This is a genomic window from Candidatus Phytoplasma zeae (assembly GCF_001712875.1).
Taxonomy (GTDB): Bacteria; Bacillota_I; Bacilli_A; order Acholeplasmatales; family Acholeplasmataceae; genus Phytoplasma; species Phytoplasma asteris.
In genome coordinates, this window is sequence record NZ_CP015149.1 from 1 (window position 1) to 17,595 (window position 17,595).

Sequence of the window (17,595 nt, forward strand, 5' to 3'; positions counted from 1 at the left end):
ATGAATAATTATAATAAAATTTGGGAAATAATTTTAAATGAACTATCAAAAATTTACAGTGATGAAGTTTTTAAAGAAACATTTTCCAATATTAAAAAAATAAAACAAATTGAAGAAAAAATTATAATTTCAGTAGAAACTGAATTTATTAAGAATAAAATATATAAAATGTACTTTGAAAAAATAAAAAAAATAACTAAATTAAAATTTGAAGAAAAAATTATAATTGAATTTGTTTCAGAAAAAAATCAAAAAAATAGTAATTTTGATGATGAAAAAAAGCATTTTGAAAATCTTAAAGAAAAATTAGAAAATGAGAATAAAAATTATTTTTCCAAAATTGAAAATAATGAAAATAATGATGAATTCCAAAATAATAAATATTTTAAAACAATTGAAAAAGAACAAATCGAAACTAAAACTGATAATGACACAAATATTGAAATTGAAAATAGAAAAATAAGTTTTAATAAATACAATTATGGAAATACTAATCCCAAGTATAGTTTTGATAATTTTGTTGTGGGAAAAAGTAATAATTTTGCCTTTAAAATTGCCAAAAAAATTGCTGAAGAAAAAAAAGTAACTACCAATCCGCTATATATTTTTGGAAAAGCAGGAATCGGAAAAACCCATCTAATTCAGGCAATCGGAAATCATATTTTAAAAAAAACACATTCAGCCAAAAAAGTTCTATATGTAAAAGCTGACGGATTTATTGAAGAATTTACCAACCAATTAAGAAAATCCAAAATGGAGGATTTCAACGAAAAATACCGTGATATTGATCTTTTATTAGTTGATGATATCCAAATTATGGCAGGTGCTACAAGAACTCAAATGGAGTTTTTTAAATTATTTGATTATCTTTATTTAAACCAAAAACAAATTGTAATTACAAGTGATAAACAAGCCTCAGAACTAAAAAATATTATGAGTAGATTAACTTCACGTTTTGAAGCTGGTCTTATGGTTGATATTCAAAGTCCTGATTTTAATCATCGTCTCAATATTTTGAAAAAGAAAATATTAGAATTTGAACCACAAAATCCTTTGAAAATAAAAAAAGATGTTCTTGATTTGATTGCTTCTTCTTTTGTTAATAATGTTCGCGAAATGGAAGGAGCTTTATTAAGATTGTTGAATTATGCCCAAACTTTTGGCTATGATATTGATATTAATATTGCCAATGAAGCTTTAGAACTTTTGATTAAAAGCAAAAAAAGTGTTTCTTATGATGAGGATGTTTTGGAAAAAATCAAATCAGTTGTTAGCAATTTTTTCAATATTTCAGTTCGTGATTTAATGAGTAAAAAAAGAAAACAAAAATATACTTTACCGCGTCATATTGCTATGTATTTAATCAAAGAATTAAAAGATATTCCTTATAATATTGTTGGTAGTTTTTTCAAAAGAAACCATTCTGCAGTTTTTAAAGCTTATCAAAAAATTAAAAAAAATTCTCAAAGTGATTATGAATTAAAAAAATCCTTAGAACTTATTTTGAAAAAAATTAATTCTTAATAAATGAATTAAATAATAAATGAATTAAATAATAAATGAATTAAATAATAAATGAATTAAATAATAAATGAATTAAATAATAAATGAATTAAATAATAAATGAATTGAATAAAATTGAATAATAATTAAATTAAAAATGAATTAATAAATTATCTATATTTTAAAAAAAGTATCTTTTAATTATTCGATGATTTTTAACTTATTTTAGTCTGTTTTTGAAATTGTAATATAAATTATTAAAAGTAAGTTAAACATCAATTAAAATAACTTTAAACGTGTTTAAATGCCATTATATAAAATAAATAATAAAGATATAAAATAAATAATAAAGATATAAAATAAATAATAAAGATATAAAATAAATAATAAAGATATAAAATAAATAATAAAGATATAAAATAAATAATAAAGATATAAAATAAATAATAAAGATATAAAATAAATAATAAAGATATAAAATAAATAATAAAGATATAAAATAAATAATAAAGATATAAAATAAATAATAAAGATATAAAATAAATAATAAAGATATAAAATAAATAATAAAGATATAAAATAAATAATAAAGATATAAAATAAATAATAAAGATATAAAATAAATAATAAAGATATAAAATAAATAATAAAGATATAAAATAATTACTACAACAAAAAGATAAATGAGGTTTAATAAATGTATTTAGAAATTAATAAAGATATTTTTTTGGAACAACTTTTAAAAATACAAAAAATTTTACCCCAAAAATTTTTTTTCCCTATTTTTAATGCTCTCAAAATCCAAACACAAGAAAATAACTTAATTTTAGAAGCTAATAATGGCAATATTGCAATTAAAATAGAAATTAAAGATGAAAGTTTAAAAATTAAAAAACAAGGTAAAATTGCTTGTTTAGGGAGATATTTTATTGAAATAATTAAAAAAATTAGTGATTCTTTAATTAAAATTACTGTAATGGAAAATAATTTTTTAGTAATTAAAACTAGTTTTTGTGAATATAAATTAAAATTAATGGATGTTTGTGATTTTTTAGAACTTGATTTTTCTTTCCAAAAATTAGATTCTTTTCAAATTGAAACTCATTTTTTAAAAAATATGATTAAAGAAATAAATATTTCTACTTCTAAAAATGAAAAAAGACCTATTTTAATGGGACTTAACTTGATTTATCAAAACAACCTTTTAAAAGCTTGTGCTACTGATTCTTTTCGAATGAGTCAAAAAAAAATCAATCTAGATATTGAATATCACAATTTTAATATTGTTATTCCTAATAAAAGTTTAGAAGAATTAAGTAAAATATTAGAACATTGTCAAAGTAAATATTTAAAAATTTATTCTGATACTCAAAAAATCTTTTTAGAAATTGATAATTTATGGTTTCAAACTTCACTTTTAGAAGGAAATTATCCCCAAATTCAAGAAATTAAACTTACAAATTTTCCTTTTTCTATTCATTTAAATAAAGATGATTTAATGAAAGCCTTAGAAAGAGTTTCATTGTTGTTTTCCAAAGAACAAATAAATACCAATGTTATTAAATTTATTTTAACTAAACAAAATTCAATTGAAATTTCTTCTTCTAGTGAAAGTTTTGGAACTGCTTTGGAAAAAATTATTCCTTTAAAAGTTAGTGCAAATAGTTTCCAAATTGCTTTTAATGCTAAATATTTAGAAGATGTTTTAAAAGTTTTATCAGTTAAAGAAGTAGTTTTTTATTTTGATAATCCCTTAAAACCATTTATTATTACTACTTTGGAAAAAGATAGTTCTATTCATTTAATTCTGCCTATTCCTTTGGAAAATGATTGATATTGTTATATAATGGCAAGATAATAAAAAGAACAGTGTTAATCTTAATTGTCTAAATAAATAAAACAGTTATTTATTAATTACTACAAATGATTTAATATTTAAACCAATATATTTATTTTAGTTCTTTTTCAATTTCTTTTTTTTTTTTAAGGTTTTTAATGCATTGTTGTAATATATTTTGTTTATTTTGTTGGTTATAATTTTCGTTATCTTCTGTTACTTTTTCTTTGCTCCAAGTTAAAAATGAACTATACTCTCTTTCAATGTTTGGAAATATGTTTTTTTCATTTCTTGTTTCATATTTAGCTACACAATTATCCCATGACATGCTTTTTAAATCATTTAATATTTCTTCAACAATTCTATCAAATTGAATTTGGGTAATCTCTTTGCGATTACTTTCAAATGTATTTAATGTATTTGTATTTTATTTTGTTTCTGATTTTGGATCTTTCCAAAAAGTTGTTATCTCTAAACTAGAAGATGATGATTTATTTTTTGATGGTTTTTGTTCAGATGGTTTGGTTGGTGTTGTTTTTATTTTGGATGGCACTTTGTTTGGTTTTTTAAAATATTGATATAAAAGAAAACTGCAAACACTCAAAAAGCAGCAATAAATAAAAATAGTTAATATTTTTTTACATTTTGATTCATATTATTTTATTCCTTGCTTCCTTTTGAAAATTGTTTTCTTTTTTAAAAAATATTTTATTCCTTACTTTTATTTTACTTGTTTTTTTTGCAAGAAAAATACTAAGTAATTATAATTTTATTAAGTAAATTTATTTATATAAATATTAATAGTAATAAAAAATGGTATAATTATCATAAAGGTTATAAATTATCTTTTTATTTTTATTATAATTATATTTATAAAAAACAAAATAGGAGCAAATATGAAGTTTAAATTAAATTTTAAAGTAAAAGATATTAAATCCAAAATAACTCCTTTTAATATTTTAATATTGTGTTTATTTGTAGTGATTATTTTTTTAGGAGTTTCATATTTTAAATTTACACAACAAAATAAAAGAGATACAGAACAAGAATCAGATCAAAAAGTAAATTTATTTATTAGATGAAAAAAAATTAGCGATTTAGAAAAATATTTAGAAAAAGAACAATTAAAAAATTTAGATTTTAGTAGAGATGAATTATTAAAAAGTGGTCTTTTTAGCAAAGAACAATTAAAAGATTATGATGAAGAAAGGAAATAATAAAATGTCTACATTAATAATAAAATTAAAAGAAACTAAATATATAATATATTCTTTTATCGTTTTAAATATTATTTTATTTTTAGGTGGATTTTTGTTAATTGTAAAAACATATAAAATTAAACAATTTAAAGATAAAGAAGTAGAAATAAAAGTAAAATAAAAAAAGTATGATATACTTTAAAACATTTAATTGAAAAAAGGTCTTTCTTATAAACAAATTTTATAACAATTAAAACCATTGTTTGGTGCTTTTGATCTTAAATATATTAAAAATAATGAAGGAAAACAAATATATACTATAAGTTATTTAAGACAAAAAGGGGATTATGAAGACAAAGAATTGGTAAAAGAAGTTTTTAATGTAGAAGATTTTAAAGAAATTGGTTACCAACTTCCTCAATTAATAGAAAATTTAGTTTAAAAAAATTTAACAAATCAGGTTATAGTTTGGAAGAAATAAAAAATTTAGATCCTCAAACAGAAAGTTTTTTTATTTAAAACAATTTAGTTCAAGAGATTTAAAAGATAAAGTTGGTTTTACTTTGCAAGAAATACAATTATATAATTATAATCTGAAAGATTTTGCCAAAGGTGGCATTAACATACAAGAAATAAAAGAAACACCAATATATATAAATCCTCCTAAATTAAAAGAAACAGGTTTTACTTTTCAACAAATTAAAGAAGCGGGATATACACTTGATGATTTAGGATACAAATATGAAACACCAAATCCATTGCAAAATAAAACATTTATTCCTTTTCAAGAATTAAAAGATGCAGATTATGATACAAAAGATTTTAAAAATGCTAAATATCCAGCACAATATTTGAAAAATAATGGTTTTTCTTTGAAAGAATTAATGAATGCTGAATATAGATCATTTGATTTGAAAATAGCTGGATATATATTATAAGAAATTAAAGAGTGTTTGACAAACCATCCAAATTCTTATTATAATATACAAAATATAGAACAAAATTATTATACTGAAAATGTTCATAATTAGATTTTAATTATATAATCCGTACTATCTTGTTTTTATCATGTTATAATGGTGGTAATAAATAATTTTGGTTTTTCCAAAACCAAAACTTTAATTCTTTTACCTGTGTATTTTATTAGAAACTAAGCATTATAACTTTTTTTGTAAAAAAGTGCTCAGCAATTCTAAATTTATTTCTATTTTGGTTATTATAGGTAATTTATTGACAAAAAAATTATCTTAATTGATAGTCTTTTTTAATGTTATTCATTTTTTTACCAACTAAAAAGAAAGTAGTTTCTACTAAAATAATTGCAATTATTCCATCCATTATATAATGTTGTTTTAAAACAAAAGTAGAAATAAAAACTAAAATAGCACAAAATAATTGTCCATAATTTAATATTTTAGGGATTTTCTTTTTATTTTTTTGGCGAAAACCAATATAACATAACCAACTTAAACTAACATGAAAACTTGGTAAATTATTAAGATGAAGATAATCATATTTATATAAATTTTGAATTAAAAAATCTACAAAACTTTTGTTTTCCTTAAATAAAAACTTATCCAACATTTGAACTGGGAAAACAAAAAATAAAATAAAACTAATAGCTAAAATTATAAAATAAGAAATGAATAATTGAAATATTATTTTTTTATCTAAATGTTTATATATCAAATAAGGAGCAATTAAAAACCACCACCAGCAGCTTATGATATAAATATAAATAAAATATTTAGAAAATTCCCAACTAGGGAATCCACTGCTTCCATTAATATTTAAATTTAATATTTTTACCCAATAATTATTAGTTTCTTCATTACCATCTTCTTTAATTCGAATAATTGTTTTAAAAAAACCATTTTTATTCTTTTCAATTATATATAAAGAACCAAACCAAGTTATGTGTTGAATTAAAACAATAAATAAAAACCATAATATATATTTTTTAAGATATTTATTTTTACTATTTGTTTCTTTTTTTTCTAAATTGTTTCTTTGTAAAGTTTGTTTTTCCATTTTTAATAATTTAAACTCCTGTTGTTTTTGTTATTTATAATATTGGATTTTATAATGATAATTTATTAAGAATTAAAAAAATGATATAAAAAAATAATAAAAATAAATTATTTTATAAAATTAAAGAAAATAAAAAAAGAAAGAACCAAAATACTTAAAAAATAAAACCACCTTTTATATTTTTTGATAACTACAATATCATTATTTTTGATGATTTTATTTTTTAAAATAATTGTATAGAAACTAATTATTAATATCATTATAGAAGTTAGAAAAGCATAAAACAATAACATAAACTCGTTAATTTCATATTTTGTTATTTCTCTCGAATAAGGATTTAACTTTTCATTATCAATTTTTATAAGTATAAACATTATTAAAAAATAAATCAAAGGATATATTATTCCTACATAATTTTTTTTTAATTTTATTATTTTTTTGTTTCGGAAAAAATAATAAAATATAAACATCAAAGATAAAATTTTGTGTTCAAAAAAATAATTAATTTGCAAAGTACCTGTTTTTGTTTCAATTAAACAAAAAAACATCACTATTAAACAATTAATAAAACAAACAAAACTTAAATAAAGGTAATATTTTGATTTTTTAAATTTATTATTTAAAGATAAGAGTAAAAAGATATTCACTGATAATGTGTTTTGTCTTGTGAATAAACCTAAAGTAAAAAAATTTCTTTTATTTTTATCATATGAAATTGTATAAATAGCCAAAAGAGAAGTGATACAAGAAATAATTAAAGGCACATAAACTAAAAACTTTTTTGAAAAAACATTTTTTGCTTTTCCGTTTGTATTTGTATCTAAATTATTTTTATACATAAACATAAAAAAATCCTTTATAATATTGTTTTTTTAATTTTTAGATAAATAATATTTGATTAATTTAGAAAAACTTTTACTTATTTTTTTAATCCTTTTTTATTTTAATAATTTTTTATTTCTTGTTAGTATAATGTTGTTTTTAAAAAATTATTTAAAATTATAACAGTCATTAATATTATAACATTTTTATATTTTTGAAAGTTTCTTTTTTTAAAATATGATTTTTATTGACTCTAACTATTTTATTTATTTAGTCAAATTAATATTTATTTTTTTTGCTTACTTTATTTTACTAAGTAATAATTTATCCTTATTTTGCCTTTGAACCTTATTTTTGCAATATTTTTTGTGGTATAATAAACTTGTATTTACAATTTTAATTTATTATGTAGTTCAAAATAAGTTAATAAAAAACTAATAAAAACAAATTTACAATAGATATTAAAAATTCAAAAAAATAAAAAAATTTAAAAAACACCTTAAACAAATACATTCTATCAAACATTTAGTAATTTAAAAAATTTAATAATATCAAAGAAATCCTAAATATAAATAAATGCAGACAAACGGGAAATAAAAATGATTACTGAAATAAATAACATAAAAGAAGCTATTTTGTGGATTGAAAAAAGAGAAATTTTAGGCATGCGTTTAGGACTTTTGCGTGTTTTGGCTTTGTTAAAATTATTACATCATCCTGAAAAAAAATTAGCTATGATTCATATTGCAGGTACTAACGGCAAAGGTTCAACTGTTAATTATTTAAGTTCTTTATTGCAACAAAGTTGTTCCAAAGTAGGAACTTTTATTTCTCCTCATATTCAAAATTACAATGAAAGAATTAAAATTAATGGCGAGACTATTACTTGTAATGATTTAATAATTTGGGTTCGTAAAATTAAAAATTTAGTAGACCAAACAAGTCCCAATTCTGCTTTATTTAGCATTACCCCGTTTGAAATTATCACCGCTATTGCTTTTGATTATTTTTATCATAAAAAAGTTGATGTTTGTGTAATTGAAGTAGGTTTGGGAGGTCTTTTAGACAGTACCAATGTTATTTATCCCATCCTAACTGGAATTACTACCATTGGCAAAGATCACGAACATATTTTAGGAAAAACTCTTAAAGAAATTGCTTTTCAAAAAGCAGGAATTATTAAACCCAAAATTCCCTTAGTTACAGGAAATATTTCTCAAAAAGCTTTGTTAGTTATTGAACAACAAGCCATAAAAAACAAAACTCCCATTTATAAATTCAAAAAAGATTACAACATAACTTATTTAGGAATGCAAACTTGGCAAGAATGTTTTAATTTTAAAACAAAACAAATCACAATAAAAGCCATCAAAACTCCTTTAATAGGAAAATATCAACCTGAAAATGCTGCAATGGCAATCAAACTTTATTATTTATTTTGTCAGCTAAAAAAATTTCCTTTCTTAGAACAAAATGTTTTTACAGGCATTAGCAAAACTCAAATTCCAGCCAGAATGCAAAAACTAAATTCAACTCCTTTAATTATTTTAGATGGTGCTCACAATGTGCATGCCATAAGAAAATTAGTCCAAACAACAATCAAACAATTTAGTAACTACCGCATTTCTATTTTATTTTCTGCTTTGGAAAACAAAAATGTAGTTTCTATGTTGTACCAATTATTAAAAATTCCCAAATCCCACATTTATTTAACAACTTTTAATCATCCAAATAGTATTGAATTAGTACAAAAATATTTGTTTATTGCTCCACAAAGAATTACAAAAGTTTTTGATTGGCAAGACAAATTGAAGGATTTTTTACAACAAAACCAAACTCAAAATTGTAAAGATTTATTGTTAATTATAGGGTCTCTATATTTTGCATCAGAAGTAATTCATTTTTTTGATATTTAAATATTTTTAATATTTTAAAAACATTAAATTTAATTTACACAACTTTAAAAAACTTAAAGAGGGGTCAAAAATGAAAATAGGTTTTTTTACTGATACATACTTACCAATTATTGGAGGTATTCCTATCTCTGTTAAATCTCATAAAGATAGTTTAGAAAAATTAGGACATAAAGTTTATATAATTACTCCTCAAGGACCTAAGAATTATGAAGAAAAAGATGCTTCAATAATAAGAATTAAAGGAATACCAATACCTTTTAAAGGCATTGAAGGTCATCGTGTAGTATTGAGGTTCAAAAAATATTTATCTCTTGTAAAAGATCTTAATTTAGATATTATCCATATTCACACTGAATTTCCTATGGGTAAATTAGGTATTTATGCTTCTCAAAAATTAAATATACCATCCGTTTATACTATGAACACTATGCACGAATATTTTTTTAATAAAAGCAAAAATATTGGAATAAAAATATTTAAATTATTTTTTATATTAGCTAATAGAAAAGCTTTAAAAAAATTTATTTCCAAAACACATTCTACAATTGTTCCTACTCATAAAATTTTAACTTTATTAGAAAAAGATTACAATATCAAAGGAAAATATAATGTTGTTCCTACAGGAATCAATTTAGAACAATTTTATTCCCAAAACCACTCTTTAGAAGAAATTCAAGCTTTAAAAGTTAAATTTAATTTAGTAAATGATTTTGTTTGTCTTTATGTAGGTAGGTTGTCGCCTGAAAAAGACATTTCTTATTTGATTAGTGCTTTTGCTTCTTTTTGTCAAAATCATCCTCAAAGCAAATTTGTGATTGTTGGCGATGGTCCTGAAAAAAAAGATCTTCAAAAACAAGTAAAACAATTACAAATCGAAAATAATGTTTTGTTTTTGGGATTTGTTCCTTATGATAATTTAGGAATTTATTATCAATTGGGAAATTGTTTTTTGAGTGCTTCTTTATTTGAGACTCAAGGTTTAACTTTTGTAGAAGCGATGGCATCTTCTTTGGTTTTGTTAGCTAGACACGATCAAGCATTAGATGGTTTAATTGATAATGGAAATAATGGTTTTTTTTATCATCAAAAAGAAGAATTAATCAATTATTTAAGTCTTTTATACAATGATAATAAAAAAACTAAAACAATGTCTATGAATGCCAAAAACTCAATACTTAATTATGATCAAACAAGTTTTGCTTCTAAAATGATCCAAATTTATAAAGAAGCGATAAAAACTAATAAAGAAAACAATAACCATAATTAATTATTTTTTACCCTTTTTATTATTTTTCCCTATTCCCTAATTATTTCAACTTTTTAGTTATTAAAAAATATAAATTTATTTTTTTATTTTTGTTGTTATTACTATTGCAATTTGCTATGTTTTCATTAAGATAAAAAAGTATGACAATGACAATAATAAGGAGGTTTTTTGCTTGAAAATAGGAATTTTTACCGATTCATATAAACCTTTAATTAGTGGTGTTGTTGTTTCTTGTGATTCTCTAAGAGAAGGTTTAGAAGCTTTGGGACATGAAGTCTATATTATTACAACTAACTGTCCAAAAGTCAAACAAGAAAAAGACTCTCGCGTAATAAGAATTAAAGGAATTCCATTGCCTTTTAAAATTTTTAAAGATCATCGTTGGGTTTTAAGTTATAAAAAACATCTTTTTAAAATCAAAGCCCTTAATTTAGATGTAATTCATGTTCATACTGAATTTGGGTTAGGTTCTTTAGGGCTTTTAGCTAAACAAAAATTTAATTTGCCTTTAGTTTATACAGCACACACAATGTATGTTGCCTTTTTTGATACTCAAAAATCTTTTATTGTTAAATGTTTTAAAAAACCCATTTTAAAATATGTAGATTATCTTTTTACTAAATTTATTTTTAATAGTGATGTCAATATTTTACCTACTAAAAAAGTGTTGTATTTTTTAGAAAATCGATATTATAATAAAGTTAATGATACTTATAAAATCAATTATCAAATTGTTCCAACAGGTTTTAATTTAGAAAAATTTTATTGTCACAATCATTCATCAGAAAAAATTTTTTCATTAAAACAACAATTAGGACTTAAAGATTCGTTTGTATGTCTTTATGTAGGAAGAATATCTGCTGAAAAAGAAATTGATTATTTGATGGATGCTTTTACTTCTTTTCACCTTCAAAATCCCAAAAGTAAATTTTTAATTATTGGTGATGGACCTGAAAGAAAAAATTTAGAAAAAAAAGCCAAAAAACTTAATTTAGATGATAAAATCATTTTTTTAGGATTTGTTGCTTATGATAAGTTAGGAATTTATTATCAATTAGGAAATGTCTTTATTAATGCATCTTTATTTGAAACTCAAGGACTTACATATATTGAAGCACTAGCTGCTTCTTTGCCTTGTGTAGTGCGTTTTGATCAAGCATTAGAAGGAGTAATTAAACATGAACAAAATGGATTTTTTTATCATAACCAAGAACAATTAATTACAATTCTTACTTCCTTATATCAAAATCCAGATAATTTTAAACAATTATCATATCAAGCTCAAAAATCAGTTAATTTATATACTCAAAAGACTTTTGTAACTAATGTTTTAGAAGTTTATAATCAAGCTATTGATAATCATAAATTAAAAAAACAAAAATTAATTCAACATCAAAAAGAAACTTCAGATAAGATTTAATTATAAAGAACAAAAAAAAGATCAAATTATTTATTTTTAATAAGTAATTTGATCTTTTAATATTTTATTTATTATTATGTTATTTTGAAAGTTTTCAAAAAATTATTTTACTATTTTGAGAATCTAAATATATTTCTACTAATTGAGATACAATAAAAACACTTATCCAAAACCATTTTTTATTTGATAAAGGTATTTTATCATACCAATTTTCTTTATAAGTTCCTTTTGTTTTTATTTTTGAATAAACTTTTATTTTAACTAAAAAACAACACTTAATAAAACAACAAATTATTTATTTTTCATCAATTTTATTCACATCTTATTTCATTTTTACAAAAATTCCCAACTTTAAAATTACTTTTTTTATTTTTTTTATTACCTTATCCAACTAAAAAATCTATAAATATTAAAGTTTTGTCATCTAATTAACTCAAAAAAATATTTTTTTGTTATAATATTAATGTCTTATAAATTATAAAATAAAATGCTTATTCCTTGTCTTTACAATTTAGAGATAAAGACCGCGTAGGCCATAAGGAGAAAAAAATGAAAAAATACGAAATAATGTATATTTTACGCCCCAATTTAGACAGCAAAGACGTTAAAAAAATTAATGACACTTTGCAAAATGTTTTTTTACAAGCTCCAAATCAAATTTTGGAACAAAACGAAATAGGATTAAAAGACCTAGCTTATCTTATTGATAATCATAAAAAAGGATATTACAATTGGTTAATGGTAAAAGCAGATAATGATGCTGTTTTAGAATTTAATCGTATTGTTAAAATTACTGAAGAAATTATTAGATTTATCTTTATCAAAGATAAAGAATAAGGAGTTTAATTCATATGATTAATAAAGTTATTTTAGTAGGTCGCATTACCAAAGACCCAGAACTAAAAAATACTAATAGTGGCACTTATGTTGTTAAATTTACTTTGGCAGTTAATAGAATTGTAAGTGCTTCTAGCGAAAAAAAAACTGATTTTATCAATTGTACTGTTTTTGGTAAACAAGCTGAAAATTTAGAAAAATATATTTCTAAAGGTGCTTTAATAGGTGTTGAAGGAAACATTAGAGTAGAAACTTGGGAAAAAGACGGTGTAACTAATTGGCAAACTAGTGTTGTTTGTAACAATGTCCAATTCTTAGAATCTAAAAAAAATCCTGATAATGCTTATGACAATTTCTAAAATTAAAAACAATTCTTAAATTAACTGATATAAAATAATAAACAAATATCACAATCAAATCTTAAAACAAAAACATTAAATACAAGCGAACCAAACCAAACAACAATAAATATTTTCAATTTCAAAAGGAGCTACAAATGAAATTCAATAATAAAAAAAATACTTTTAAAAAACGTCGCAAAGTTTGTTTTTTTACTGAAAACAAAGTAACTAAAATTGATTTTAAAGACATAGAGCTTTTACAAAGATTTATTACTGACCGTGGAAGAATTCTTTCTAGAAGAGTAACAAATACTTCTGCTAAATGGCAACGTCAATTGGCAATTGCTATTAAAAGAGCTCGCCATATGGCTTTAATTCCTTTTATCCAACAATAAAAACAGGTGTTGCATCCTGTTTTTTTTATTAATTGCAAATATTAAAAACCAAATTTATCTAATTATTTAAATGCAAATGAGGGCAAAAAAATTATGTTTTCTAAAAATAAACATAACACAAAATTTATTGTAATTGCTTGTGTAATTGTTGTTTTAATTTTAATTCTTTTTTGTTTGGATTTCCAAAATATCCAAGAAATTATCGAAACAATTAATCAATTAACCAAAAATCAAAACCCAAGCCAAAATACTGCCAGCGAAATGAGTGGTATGCGTCGTAAAATCATTTTTTTCATTTTTAACTTTTTTGGAAAAATCATTTTAGCATCCTTTGTTATCAGTTTTTTGCTTCACATTAAAAAAAACGCCCAAATTAAAAGATTAAAAAACAAACTTTCTTTATGGTCTAAATTATCTTTTCACGTAAGTCAAATTGGAGAAGAAGTACTTAATGAACTTTCTATTGGTATTGTTTTAATTGATATTTCTAGTCAAGAAATTCAGTGGCTCAATCCTTACGCCAGTTTTATTTTGAAAAATCCTGAAATCAATTCGCCCTTAGCTCAAATTAATGAAAATATGGCACAATTAATAAGTACTTCTGATGCAATCCCCAAAACTATTATCACTTTGGAAAACCAAAAATTTGAATGTTTTTATAAAAAAGATTTAAATGTTTTTTACTTGTTTGATGCTACCGAAAAAGAACAAATCAAACATTTATTTTTACAAAAAACCTTAGCTCTTGCCATGATTGCTTTTGATAATTTAGCAGAATCCTTAATTCGTTATGATCTTTCAGAACAATCACAAATACAAGGTGAATATTTAAGTGCTTTATCTGATTACATTGAACCTTATGAAGGTTATTTAAAACAATTGATAGACGACCGTTTTTTACTTCTTATTAACCGCCAAAACTTAGATAAAATGTTAGAAAATAAATTTAGTATTTTGGATACCATCCGCAACATTTCTTACAAATATCAATTAAAAGTTACTCTTTCTATGGGAATTGCTTGTTGGAATTTGTCATATGAAAAACTGGCTACCTACAGTCAAAATGCAATTGAATTAGCCCAAAAAAGGGGTGGCGATCAAGTAGTTGTTAATATTGAAAATGAAAAAATTAAATATTTTGGTGCCAAAATTGCTTCTTTAAGTAAACAATCCAAAGTTCATGCCCGTATTAATGCCCAAAATTTGGTCGATATTTTAAAAAAACACCCCCATTGTTTTATCATGGGACACACTCACACCGACCTTGATGCTTTGGGTTCTGTCATTGCTTTTTACAAAATTGCAACCACTATCCATCCTGAAAGCAACAATTATATTATCCTTGATGAAGAAAAATTAGACAAAAGCCTCATTCCTGTTTATCATCAATTAATTAAAACTGAGGCAAAAACATCTCTAAATATTATTACAACCCAACAATCCTCCAAAATGATTAAAGACAATTCCTTAATTGCAGTTTTGGATACTCAAACTAAAGATATGGTAAATAGTCCCGAACTTTTGTCACTAACGTCCAATATTGTAGTTGTTGATCACCACCGCGCTACCGAAGAAATTATTCCTTCTATTTTTTCTTACGTCGAATCATCTGCTTCTTCAACTGTTGAATTGCTTGTTGAAGTTATGGGATTTTTGGAAAAAGAAGTCCACATTACTGCTTTTGAAGCAAGCATTATGTATGCAGGTATTTTAATTGATACTAACGCTTTTATTTATCGTACAAGTTCTAGAACTTTTGAAGTAGCTTCCAAATTAAAAGATTTAGGCGCTGATGCAATTGAGGTTAAAAGTTGGTTACGTAAAGACTTTGATAAAGTTTTAGAAATTAATAAACTGATTTCTGAAATGGAAATTTTTATGGATAGATTTGCTATTATTCAAAGTTCTGAAATTTATGAAAATCGTTCTTTTTTAGCTCAAGTGGCAGAAAGTGTTCTAAACATTCGCAACGTTGATGCTGCCTTTATGATAGCTCAAATAGCAGATAATAAAATAGCAATTAGTGCTCGTTCTTACAATGAAATTAACGTTCAAACTATCATGGAACAAATGGAAGGTGGAGGACATCTCAATAGCGCTGCTACTCAATTAGAAGGAACTAATATCAAAACAGTTACAGACACTTTAAAACATTTTTTAAAATTAGAATATGAAAAAGGTGAAAAGAATATGGAAATTATTTTGTTAACTGACATTCCTAATAAAGGAAAAAAACACGAAATTATTAAAGTTAATAATGGTTATGGCAATTTTTTAATTCAAAATAAAAAAGCTCTTTTAGCAGACAAAACCAATTTAGCTGCAATTAAACAATCCCAAATGTTAGAACAAGAACAAAAACGTAATCACGAACTTTTAATGCATAAATTAAAACAAGAAATTGATGACAAAAAAATTACTCTAGATATTCAATTAGGACCTAAAGGAAAAATTTATGGAAAAATTACTCTCAAACAAATTGCTGAAGAATTTTTAAAAGTTCATAATATTACTCTTGACCGCAAAAAAATATCTTTAGAAGGCGAAATCATTGCTATTGGTATTTATCCTGTTGATGTTTTTCTAACTGATCAAATTAAGGCTACTTTTTTCCTTAATGTGACTGAAAGAAAAAACAAATGACCAATTATTCTAAAAATACTCCTTCAAGTCCTGAAGCAGAACGTGCTTTGTTAGGAGCTTTACTTTTAAACCCTGAAAAAATAGCTTTTACCTTAGATATGATTGCAGAAACTGACTTTTACAGCTCTCATCACCAACATATTTTTAGAGCAATGAAAACTTTGCATGAAACTAACAAACAAATTGATTATTATTCAGTAAGTGCTATTTTAGACAATGAAAAATTATTACAACAAATAGGAAATATCGATTATTTAAATGAATTATCTGATTTGATGCCTTCTACTCAACATATAGAAACCTATATTGATTTAATTAAGGAAACTGCTTTAAAAAGAGAAATTATCGAAACTGTCACTTCATTAGCACAAAAAGGATACGAAAACATTGATGTCCAAGAATATTTGGATTTTTCAGAAGAAAAAATCTTTAATTTAACTAAAAACAAAAAAACCAATGAATTATTAAAATTAAAAATTTTGTTAAAAGACACTAAAGAAAAAAATATTCTTGCCAAACGCCATAAAGATTTAGTAGGTCTTTCCACTGGATATGATAATCTCAACAATATTACTTTAGGATTTAAGCCCGAAGAATTTATTATTTTAGCTGCTCGTCCTTCCATGGGAAAAAGTACTTTTATGCTTAATTTAGCTCTCAGAATTGCAAATCCCAAACACAATTATCAATCCCCTCATATTGCTATTTTTAGTTTAGAAATGTCAAACGAACAATTAGCTATGCGCATGTTAAGTACTCAATCAAAAATACAGCACAAAAAAATTCAATTGGGTAACACAAACAGAGAAGAAAAATTTTTGTTAGAAATATCAATGGAAAAAATGGATGATCTAAATATTTATTTTGATGATTCAGCTACAGTAAATATTTTAGATATTAAAGCTAAATGTCGCAAACTTAAAAGTCAAAACAAACTTGATATTGTAATGATAGATTATTTGCAACTTATCCGCAAAACTAATAAACAAAACCGTCAAGAAGAAGTAGCAGAAATTTCTCAAAGTTTAAAACAAATGGCACGTGAATTAAAAATTCCTGTTATTGCCCTTTCACAATTATCAAGGGATGTAGAAAAAAGAGAAGACAAACGTCCCATTTTGGCTGACCTCAGAGATTCAGGTTCAATTGAACAAGACGCCGATATTGTAATGTTTTTGTACCGAGAAGGTTATTATGAAAAGGACAAAAAACCCAATTCTTCTGGACACACCCAAGTTATTATTGCCAAAAATCGTCAAGGATCAATTGGTATTAGAGAATTTATACTTGATTTTGATCATATGTTTTTTTCAGAAATCGAACCTAATATAAATGAATAAAAAATCATTTTGATTGATTAAAATATTTTTTTAACCCCCCATTC

17 protein-coding genes are annotated in these 17,595 nt (G+C 23.0%); 15 read left to right on the plus strand and 2 right to left on the minus strand.

The window, feature by feature from the left end:
- A complete protein-coding gene (dnaA, locus tag MBSPM3_RS00005) occupies window positions 1–1,524 on the plus strand; it encodes a chromosomal replication initiator protein DnaA (RefSeq protein ID WP_069027986.1) in 1,524 nt (507 codons plus the stop codon).
- A 676-nt stretch (window positions 1,525–2,200) separates the two neighbouring features.
- On the plus strand, window positions 2,201–3,337 hold the full coding sequence (gene dnaN, locus MBSPM3_RS00010; RefSeq protein WP_069027987.1) for a DNA polymerase III subunit beta: 1,137 nt from the start codon (window positions 2,201–2,203) through the stop codon (window positions 3,335–3,337).
- Window positions 3,338–3,452: 115 nt separating this feature from the next.
- Here the strand turns inward: dnaN and MBSPM3_RS00015 are convergent, their stop codons facing one another.
- Window positions 3,453–3,668: a hypothetical protein gene (locus tag MBSPM3_RS00015; RefSeq protein WP_069027988.1), complete on the minus strand. Its 216-nt coding sequence runs from the start codon at window positions 3,666–3,668 to the stop codon at window positions 3,453–3,455.
- A gap of 61 nt (window positions 3,669–3,729) precedes the next feature.
- Between MBSPM3_RS00015 and MBSPM3_RS00020 the strand changes: the two genes are divergently transcribed.
- The 5 genes from MBSPM3_RS00020 (at window position 3,730) to MBSPM3_RS00035 (ending at window position 5,477) form a co-directional block, all read left to right on the plus strand.
- Complete coding sequence (locus MBSPM3_RS00020) at window positions 3,730–3,918, plus strand: hypothetical protein (RefSeq protein WP_069027989.1); 189 nt, start codon at window positions 3,730–3,732, stop codon at window positions 3,916–3,918.
- Between the two features lie 318 nt (window positions 3,919–4,236).
- Window positions 4,237–4,422 carry a hypothetical protein gene (locus tag MBSPM3_RS00025; protein WP_069027990.1) on the plus strand — a complete coding sequence of 62 codons (186 nt, stop codon included), beginning with the start codon at window positions 4,237–4,239 and terminating at the stop codon, window positions 4,420–4,422.
- A gap of 139 nt (window positions 4,423–4,561) precedes the next feature.
- A complete protein-coding gene (locus MBSPM3_RS02945) occupies window positions 4,562–4,720 on the plus strand; it encodes a hypothetical protein (protein WP_157084473.1) in 159 nt (52 codons plus the stop codon).
- Window positions 4,721–4,798: 78 nt separating this feature from the next.
- Window positions 4,799–4,981: a hypothetical protein gene (locus MBSPM3_RS00030; protein ID WP_069027991.1), complete on the plus strand. Its 183-nt coding sequence runs from the start codon at window positions 4,799–4,801 to the stop codon at window positions 4,979–4,981.
- A gap of 121 nt (window positions 4,982–5,102) precedes the next feature.
- Window positions 5,103–5,477: a hypothetical protein gene (locus tag MBSPM3_RS00035; RefSeq protein WP_069027992.1), complete on the plus strand. Its 375-nt coding sequence runs from the start codon at window positions 5,103–5,105 to the stop codon at window positions 5,475–5,477.
- A 304-nt stretch (window positions 5,478–5,781) separates the two neighbouring features.
- Here MBSPM3_RS00035 and MBSPM3_RS00040 read toward each other — a convergent pair whose 3' ends face one another.
- A complete protein-coding gene (locus MBSPM3_RS00040; RefSeq protein WP_069027993.1) occupies window positions 5,782–6,570 on the minus strand; it encodes a phosphatase PAP2 family protein in 789 nt (262 codons plus the stop codon).
- 1,421 nt (window positions 6,571–7,991) lie between these two features.
- Between MBSPM3_RS00040 and MBSPM3_RS00050 the strand changes: the two genes are divergently transcribed.
- From MBSPM3_RS00050 to dnaB, 8 genes are all read left to right on the plus strand, one after another.
- Entirely contained in the window at window positions 7,992–9,308 is a 1,317-nt protein-coding gene (locus tag MBSPM3_RS00050; RefSeq protein ID WP_069027995.1) for a bifunctional folylpolyglutamate synthase/dihydrofolate synthase, read from the plus strand.
- Between the two features lie 70 nt (window positions 9,309–9,378).
- On the plus strand, window positions 9,379–10,575 hold the full coding sequence (locus MBSPM3_RS00055) for a glycosyltransferase (RefSeq protein ID WP_069027996.1): 1,197 nt from the start codon (window positions 9,379–9,381) through the stop codon (window positions 10,573–10,575).
- A 172-nt stretch (window positions 10,576–10,747) separates the two neighbouring features.
- Window positions 10,748–11,995 (plus strand): glycosyltransferase, encoded by a 1,248-nt coding sequence (locus MBSPM3_RS00060; RefSeq protein WP_069027997.1) that lies wholly within the window; start codon window positions 10,748–10,750, stop codon window positions 11,993–11,995.
- Window positions 11,996–12,544: 549 nt separating this feature from the next.
- Window positions 12,545–12,832 carry a 30S ribosomal protein S6 gene (rpsF, locus tag MBSPM3_RS00065; protein WP_034172155.1) on the plus strand — a complete coding sequence of 96 codons (288 nt, stop codon included), beginning with the start codon at window positions 12,545–12,547 and terminating at the stop codon, window positions 12,830–12,832.
- A 14-nt stretch (window positions 12,833–12,846) separates the two neighbouring features.
- Window positions 12,847–13,191, plus strand: coding sequence for a single-stranded DNA-binding protein (locus tag MBSPM3_RS00070; RefSeq protein ID WP_011160385.1), 345 nt, complete (start codon window positions 12,847–12,849; stop codon window positions 13,189–13,191).
- Between the two features lie 137 nt (window positions 13,192–13,328).
- Entirely contained in the window at window positions 13,329–13,568 is a 240-nt protein-coding gene (rpsR, locus tag MBSPM3_RS00075) for a 30S ribosomal protein S18 (RefSeq protein WP_011160386.1), read from the plus strand.
- Between the two features lie 93 nt (window positions 13,569–13,661).
- The gene (gene rplI, locus MBSPM3_RS00080) at window positions 13,662–16,211 is read left to right on the plus strand and encodes a 50S ribosomal protein L9 (protein ID WP_069027998.1); all 2,550 of its coding nucleotides are present in this window, start codon (window positions 13,662–13,664) and stop codon (window positions 16,209–16,211) included.
- A complete protein-coding gene (gene dnaB, locus MBSPM3_RS00085) occupies window positions 16,208–17,551 on the plus strand; it encodes a replicative DNA helicase (protein WP_069027999.1) in 1,344 nt (447 codons plus the stop codon). Before rplI ends, dnaB begins: the two co-directional genes overlap by 4 nt.
- Window positions 17,552–17,595: the final 44 nt, after the last annotated feature.

Excerpts from the sequence above, each read along its gene's own strand:
- dnaA (WP_069027986.1), top strand. The coding sequence starts at position 1 with ATGAATAATTATAATAAAATTTGGGAAATAATTTTAAATGAACTATCA.
- dnaN (WP_069027987.1), top strand. The coding sequence starts at position 2,201 with ATGTATTTAGAAATTAATAAAGATATTTTTTTGGAACAACTTTTAAAA.
- MBSPM3_RS00015 (WP_069027988.1), bottom strand. The coding sequence starts at position 3,668 with ATGTCATGGGATAATTGTGTAGCTAAATATGAAACAAGAAATGAAAAA.
- MBSPM3_RS00025 (WP_069027990.1), top strand. The coding sequence starts at position 4,237 with ATGAAGTTTAAATTAAATTTTAAAGTAAAAGATATTAAATCCAAAATA.
- MBSPM3_RS02945 (WP_157084473.1), top strand. The coding sequence starts at position 4,562 with ATGTCTACATTAATAATAAAATTAAAAGAAACTAAATATATAATATAT.
- MBSPM3_RS00040 (WP_069027993.1), bottom strand. The coding sequence starts at position 6,570 with ATGGAAAAACAAACTTTACAAAGAAACAATTTAGAAAAAAAAGAAACA.
- MBSPM3_RS00050 (WP_069027995.1), top strand. The coding sequence starts at position 7,992 with ATGATTACTGAAATAAATAACATAAAAGAAGCTATTTTGTGGATTGAA.
- MBSPM3_RS00055 (WP_069027996.1), top strand. The coding sequence starts at position 9,379 with ATGAAAATAGGTTTTTTTACTGATACATACTTACCAATTATTGGAGGT.
- rpsF (WP_034172155.1), top strand. The coding sequence starts at position 12,545 with ATGAAAAAATACGAAATAATGTATATTTTACGCCCCAATTTAGACAGC.
- MBSPM3_RS00070 (WP_011160385.1), top strand. The coding sequence starts at position 12,847 with ATGATTAATAAAGTTATTTTAGTAGGTCGCATTACCAAAGACCCAGAA.
- rpsR (WP_011160386.1), top strand. The coding sequence starts at position 13,329 with ATGAAATTCAATAATAAAAAAAATACTTTTAAAAAACGTCGCAAAGTT.
- rplI (WP_069027998.1), top strand. The coding sequence starts at position 13,662 with ATGTTTTCTAAAAATAAACATAACACAAAATTTATTGTAATTGCTTGT.
- dnaB (WP_069027999.1), top strand. The coding sequence starts at position 16,208 with ATGACCAATTATTCTAAAAATACTCCTTCAAGTCCTGAAGCAGAACGT.